The sequence below is a fragment of the Limnohabitans sp. genome (assembly GCF_044373035.1).
In the GTDB taxonomy this organism is placed as follows: domain Bacteria; phylum Pseudomonadota; class Gammaproteobacteria; order Burkholderiales; family Burkholderiaceae_C; genus Limnohabitans_A.
On record NZ_JBILQU010000142.1, the window covers coordinates 1 to 5,418 of the forward strand.

General features: G+C 57.9%; 5 protein-coding genes and 1 tRNA gene. All 6 read right to left on the minus strand.

The annotated features are described in order from the left end of the window. Positions 1-935: peptidylprolyl isomerase (locus ACIQ47_RS14390; protein WP_396438762.1), on the minus strand; the 935-nt coding region annotated here is incomplete at its 3' end. Between the two features lie 61 nt (positions 936-996). Then, positions 997-1,072 (minus strand) — tRNA-Val (locus ACIQ47_RS14395). A gap of 14 nt (positions 1,073-1,086) precedes the next feature. Beyond that, positions 1,087-1,359 (minus strand): HU family DNA-binding protein, encoded by a 273-nt coding sequence (locus tag ACIQ47_RS14400; protein ID WP_019428312.1) that lies wholly within the window; start codon positions 1,357-1,359, stop codon positions 1,087-1,089. 284 nt (positions 1,360-1,643) lie between these two features. After that, positions 1,644-2,729, minus strand: coding sequence for a tartrate dehydrogenase (locus ACIQ47_RS14405; protein WP_396438763.1), 1,086 nt, complete (start codon positions 2,727-2,729; stop codon positions 1,644-1,646). 111 nt (positions 2,730-2,840) lie between these two features. Beyond that, positions 2,841-3,410, minus strand: coding sequence for a CDP-diacylglycerol--glycerol-3-phosphate 3-phosphatidyltransferase (gene pgsA, locus ACIQ47_RS14410; RefSeq protein ID WP_396438764.1), 570 nt, complete (start codon positions 3,408-3,410; stop codon positions 2,841-2,843). A 53-nt stretch (positions 3,411-3,463) separates the two neighbouring features. After that, the gene (uvrC, locus tag ACIQ47_RS14415) at positions 3,464-5,404 is read right to left on the minus strand and encodes an excinuclease ABC subunit UvrC (protein ID WP_396438765.1); all 1,941 of its coding nucleotides are present in this window, start codon (positions 5,402-5,404) and stop codon (positions 3,464-3,466) included. Positions 5,405-5,418 lie beyond the last annotated feature (14 nt).

Sequence of the window (5,418 nt, forward strand, 5' to 3'; positions counted from 1 at the left end):
TGGGCAAAGCTTTTAGAGTCTTTGCGCACATCCGCCAGCAAGCCGTCTGCTTTGGCGCGGGCTTTTTCTCGCTCAGCAGCGGGCGCGTCTTTGCCCGCATTGATCAGGATGTGGCTGGCCCGGCGTTGCTCTTGGCCGGATAAGCGCTGGAGATTTTGTTCATAATAGGTTTTGATGTCCTGCTCAGGCAACTGGATATTTTTGGCCAAGGCGGCCGCATCGAGCACCAGGTATTCCACGTCGGCCGATTCAGGCGAACGGAAGCGATCTGTCTGAGTCTGGTAAAACTTTTCCAGATCGGCATCTGTGACTTGGACCTTGGCCGCAAAAGTGGCAGGCTCAAAGCGTTGAATCTGGATTTCACGTCGCTGCAAATAGGCCTGCAAGGCACTGTCGGTTTGGCGCTGAGAAGCTACCGCTGAGGCCTGCAAACTTGCCAGGACCTGTTGATTGGACAAGTCGCGGCGCACACGCGCTTCCAACATCTCCGGTGTCATGCCCTGGCTGGCGGCCAGTTGACGGTAGCGATCCATGTCCAGCTTGCCGTCCGGTCCGCGCAGGCCGGCGATTGACGGGTCTTGCTGCAAGTAATTGGCCAAGCGTTGGTCGCTGGTGACGAGCAGCTGCTTTTCTGCAGCCACGGCGATCAATCGGTCATTGACCATGCGCTCCAAGCTGGCGTAACGGGCTTCAGCTGAGCCCAGCAGTTTGGCGTCCAGGTTGGGCGCAGACGCACGGATGCGGTCCACTTCTTGTTGGTGCATCGCATCCCATTCTTGCTGGGTAATTTCAATGTCTCCCACTTTGGCAACAACAACACCACGGTCACTCATGTTGCTGTAACCATCCACACCAAACAAAACAAATGAAGGAATGATCAGCACAACCAACAAACCCATCAGGATCTTGGAATTATTGCGGATGGTGTCAAACATGTCTGAAGTCTCGGGTTGTCAATAAAAAAGGCGAACCTGGGGTTCGCCTTCGTTTGAGAGGTGGTGGGCGCTGACGGTCTCGAACCGCCGACCTACTCCGTGTAAAGGAGCCGCTCTACCAACTGAGCTAAGCGCCCTCTCAAATGTGCGGTCAGTTCAAAGCGTCTTTGAGGCCCTTGCCTGGACGGAACTTTGGCACATTGGCTTTCTTGATTTTAATCGCAGCGCCGGTACGGGGGTTGCGGCCTGTTCGCGCGGCACGCTTGCCCACGGCAAAAGTACCAAAACCTACCAAGGAAACTGTCCCACCCTTTTTCAGGGTCGTGCGCACTGCGCCCATGGTGGCTTCGAGGGCGCGACCGGCGGCTGCCTTGGACAAGTCGGCGTGCTTGGCAATGTGTTCGATCAATTCTGTTTTGTTCACAATAAACCTCTGGTTGTTAGCGCTGGAAGGACCGAAGTTTGGACTGAAATCAGACCCCGCAGCGAGGGCATGTTGATGAAATTTTTGTAGGCAATGAATGCCTGAAGTGATTAAAACCAGACCTTGTGGGTCTGTCAATCGCATTCATGCGTGGCGACATTGGCGTTGGATTCTAGCCTTGAAAATAGTGCTTCATAAAAGCACGACAGTTATTTTAATGTTCAGCCATGTCAAGTTTGCTTGAATGCTCACATTTGAGACCAAGCGCTTGGGCAATCGCCTGCTCAAAGCGCCTGCTCAATGGCCCGGCCCACATCGGCCGTAGAGGCATTGCCGCCCAAATCGGGCGTGCGTGGCGCATCGCCACCCGCAGCCAAAACCTTTTCGATCGCGGCCAGCACCGCATCGTGAGCACCTTTGTGACCCAAAAACTCCAGCATCATGGCGCCGCACCAGATTTGACCAATCGGGTTGGCAATGCCTTTGCCTGCAATGTCCGGCGCAGAACCGTGCACAGGCTCAAACAGCGATGGGAATTTGCGGTCGGGGTTGAGGTTGGCGCTGGGCGCAATGCCAATGGTGCCGGTGCAAGCAGGGCCCAAGTCGCTCAAGATGTCGCCAAAGAGGTTGCTGGCCACCACCACGTCAAAAAAGTCAGGCCGTTGCACAAAGTGGGCCGTGAGGATGTCGATGTGGAACTTGTCCACGTTGATGCCCGGGTAAGCCTTGGCCATCTCGGCCACGCGTTCGTCCCAATACGGCATGGTGATGGCGATGCCGTTGGACTTGGTGGCGCTGGTCAGGTGCTTTTTGGGACGGGTTTGGGCCAACTCAAAGGCAAACTTGAGCACCCGGTCGACCCCGATGCGGGTCATGATGGATTCCTGCATCACGATCTCGCGCTCGGTGCCCGGGAACATGCGCCCCCCCACACTGGAGTACTCGCCCTCGGTGTTTTCCCGCACGATGTACATGTCGATTTCGCCCGGCTGGCGTGCGCTGCCGTCACGGCGCACCACCGGCGCGATGATGCCGGGCATGAGTCGCGCTGGGCGCAAGTTGATGTACTGGTCAAACTCACGACGGAACAACAAAAGCGAGCCCCACAGCGACACGTGGTCAGCGATTTTATCGGGCCAACCCACCGCGCCAAAGTACAAGGCATCGTGGCCGCCGATCTGGTCTTTCCAGTTGTCGGGCAGCATCTGACCATGCTTTTCAAAGTAATCCCAGCTTGAAAAATCAAAGTGGTCAAAGTGCAGGTCAATGCCAAACTTGCGTGCTGCAGCATCCATCACGCGCAGGCCTTCAGGCATGACTTCTTTGCCAATGCCATCTCCGGGAATGACAGCGATGCGGTGCTTGCTCATGTGTAGAACTTTCTAAATCTAAATCAATGGGTGGGCTGCAAAATCAAGAGCTTAGCAACAAAGTGGCGGACCGGTGTCGCCCTGACCCAGACGTCGGGCTCAGCCCCCCGCTCATTTCACGCGGGCTCGGATTTCAGGCAAGGCCTTTTTCATGTAGTACACCATGGACCAGATGGTCAAAATGGCTGCGATCAGGATCAGCACCGCCCCCCAGTCGCGGGTGTCGATCGCGCCGAACAAAATCCCGTCGTACAACAAGAAAGGAATGGCCACCATCTGCACCGTGGTCTTGAGCTTGCCCACCATGTGCACCGCCACGCTCTTGCCCGCGCCAATTTGCGCCATCCACTCGCGCAGGGAAGAAATGGCGATCTCGCGACCAATGATGACCAGGGCAATCAACACATGCACCCGGTTCATGTGCACCAAAATCAGCAAAGCTGCACAGACCAAAAACTTGTCGGCCACCGGATCCAAAAAAGCCCCGAAGGCCGAGGTCTGGTTGAGCTTGCGGGCCAAAAAGCCGTCCAGCCAGTCGGTCCAGGCGAACAAGACAAACATGACCGTGGCAATCAGGTTCTGCGTCTCGACCTTCAGGCTGTCCAGGTAATACACGCCAATGATCAAAGGAATCGCGACTATGCGCGTCCAAGTCATGATAGTCGGAATCGTGAAAAACATGCGGTTGATTGTGGCACGCTCAGACAAAGGCTTGATGACAGTCTTGTCCGGGCTCAATGCAGCGCGTTGTAAATGGTCTCAGCCAGCTCTCGCGAGATGCCTTCCACGCCCAGCAAGTCTTCCACGCTGGCACTTTCCACGCCCCGCACGCCGCCAAAGCGCTGCAGCAATTTGGCCCGCTTGCGCGGCCCAATGCCCGGGATTTCTTCGATTTTGCTGCCGCCCATGCGCACTTTGGCACGCTGCGCCCGCATACCGGTGATGGCAAAGCGGTGGGCCTCGTCTCGGATTTGAGCGACCAGCATGAGCGCGGCCGAGTCCTTGCCCAGATACACCTTCTCGCGGCCATCGGCAAACACCAGCTCTTCCAGGCCCACTTTGCGGCCCTCGCCTTTTTCCACACCCACAATGCGTGACAGGTCCAGCCCCAGGTCGGAGAACACCTCACGGGCCATGCTGACCTGGCCCTTGCCGCCATCGATCAGCACCAGGTCGGGCAGCCGGGCTGTGCCCTCGCCCGAGCGCAAGGCCTCGGCCAATTTGCCATAGCGGCGCATCAGCACCTGGCGCATGGCGGCGTAATCGTCGCCCGGCGTGATGCCCTCGATGTTGTAGCGGCGGTATTCGCTGCTTTGCATCTTGTGCTGACGAAACACCACGCAAGAAGCTTGGGTGTTTTCACCCGCCGTGTGCGAGATGTCAAAACACTCGATGTGAACTGTGTCCAAATCGTCCGGGGCCAAATCGAGCGCATCTGCCAATGCACGGGTGCGGGCTTGTTGCGAGCCTTCTTCGGCCAAAAGACGGGCCAACTTGATGTCGGCGTTTTTCTCGCTCATCTCCAGCCACACCCGGCGCTGCTCGCGGGGGTTGTGCACGGCCGCAATTTTGTAGCCCGCTTGCTGCGACAAGGCCGCCACCAAGACTTTGTCCACCGCCACGCTGGTGATCAACGCAGCCGGAACCGGAATGCCAATGTAGTGCTGTGCCATGAAGGCTTCAAGCACCTGCACCTCCACCGCGACCGGTGGTTGCTCATCGTCTTCGATGCCCTGCAAAGCATGGGCATCTTCCACATGCGCCGGAAAGTAAGGCCGGTCGCCCAAATGCCGCCCGCCGCGCACCATGGCCAAGTTCACGCAGGCACGCCCGCCGTGCACCCGCACGGCCAGTATGTCCACGTCGGTGTCGGTGCCCGTGTCCACCGACTGCTGGTGCAGCACCCGCGACAAGGCGGTCATCTGGTTGCGCACCTCGGCCGCTTGTTCAAAGGCCAATCGGTCGGCATGCGCCATCATCCGCGCCTCCATTTCTTGCAGCAGCCCTTGGGTCTCGCCCTTTAAAAAGCGCTCAGCGTGTTGCACATCGTCAGCATAGGCTTCAGGCGAGATGAGGTTCACGCAGGGTCCAGAGCAGCGCTTGATTTGGAACAGCAAACACGGCCGGGTGCGGTTCGCAAACACCGTGTCTTCGCAGGTGCGCAGGCGAAACACTTTTTGCAAGAGCTGAATCGTCTCCTTGACGGCCCAAGCACTGGGAAACGGACCAAAGTAACGGTGCTTTTTTTCAACCGAGCCCCGGTAATACGCCACACGGGGAAAGGTTTGCGGCTCGGGCGCACCCGAAGCGCTTGGCACGGCCTTCAAAAACAGCGTGCCGTTGCCCGTGAGCTTGAGGTAGGGGTAAGTCTTATCGTCCCGAAACAGGATGTTGAAACGCGGGCTGAGTGACTTGATCAGGTTGTTTTCGAGCAGCAGCGCCTCGGCCTCGGAGCGCACCACCGTGGTCTCCATGCGGGCGATCTTGCTGACCATGTGGCCAATGCGTGTGCCGCCGTGGTCCTTCTGGAAATAGCTCGACACCCGCTTTTTGAGCTGCTTGGCCTTGCCCACATACAGCACGCTGCCCTGCGCATCAAAGTAACGGTAAACCCCCGGCAAAGCCGGGAGCGCAGCCACCTGGGCCAGCAAAGATTCGTCGTGTGCCGCTGTCATGTCGCGTATTGTCG

Coding starts and splice junctions, on each gene's coding strand:
- pgsA (WP_396438764.1), bottom strand. CDS start 3,410: ATGTTTTTCACGATTCCGACTATCATGACTTGGACGCGCATAGTCGCG.
- uvrC (WP_396438765.1), bottom strand. CDS start 5,404: ATGACAGCGGCACACGACGAATCTTTGCTGGCCCAGGTGGCTGCGCTC.
- ACIQ47_RS14405 (WP_396438763.1), bottom strand. CDS start 2,729: ATGAGCAAGCACCGCATCGCTGTCATTCCCGGAGATGGCATTGGCAAA.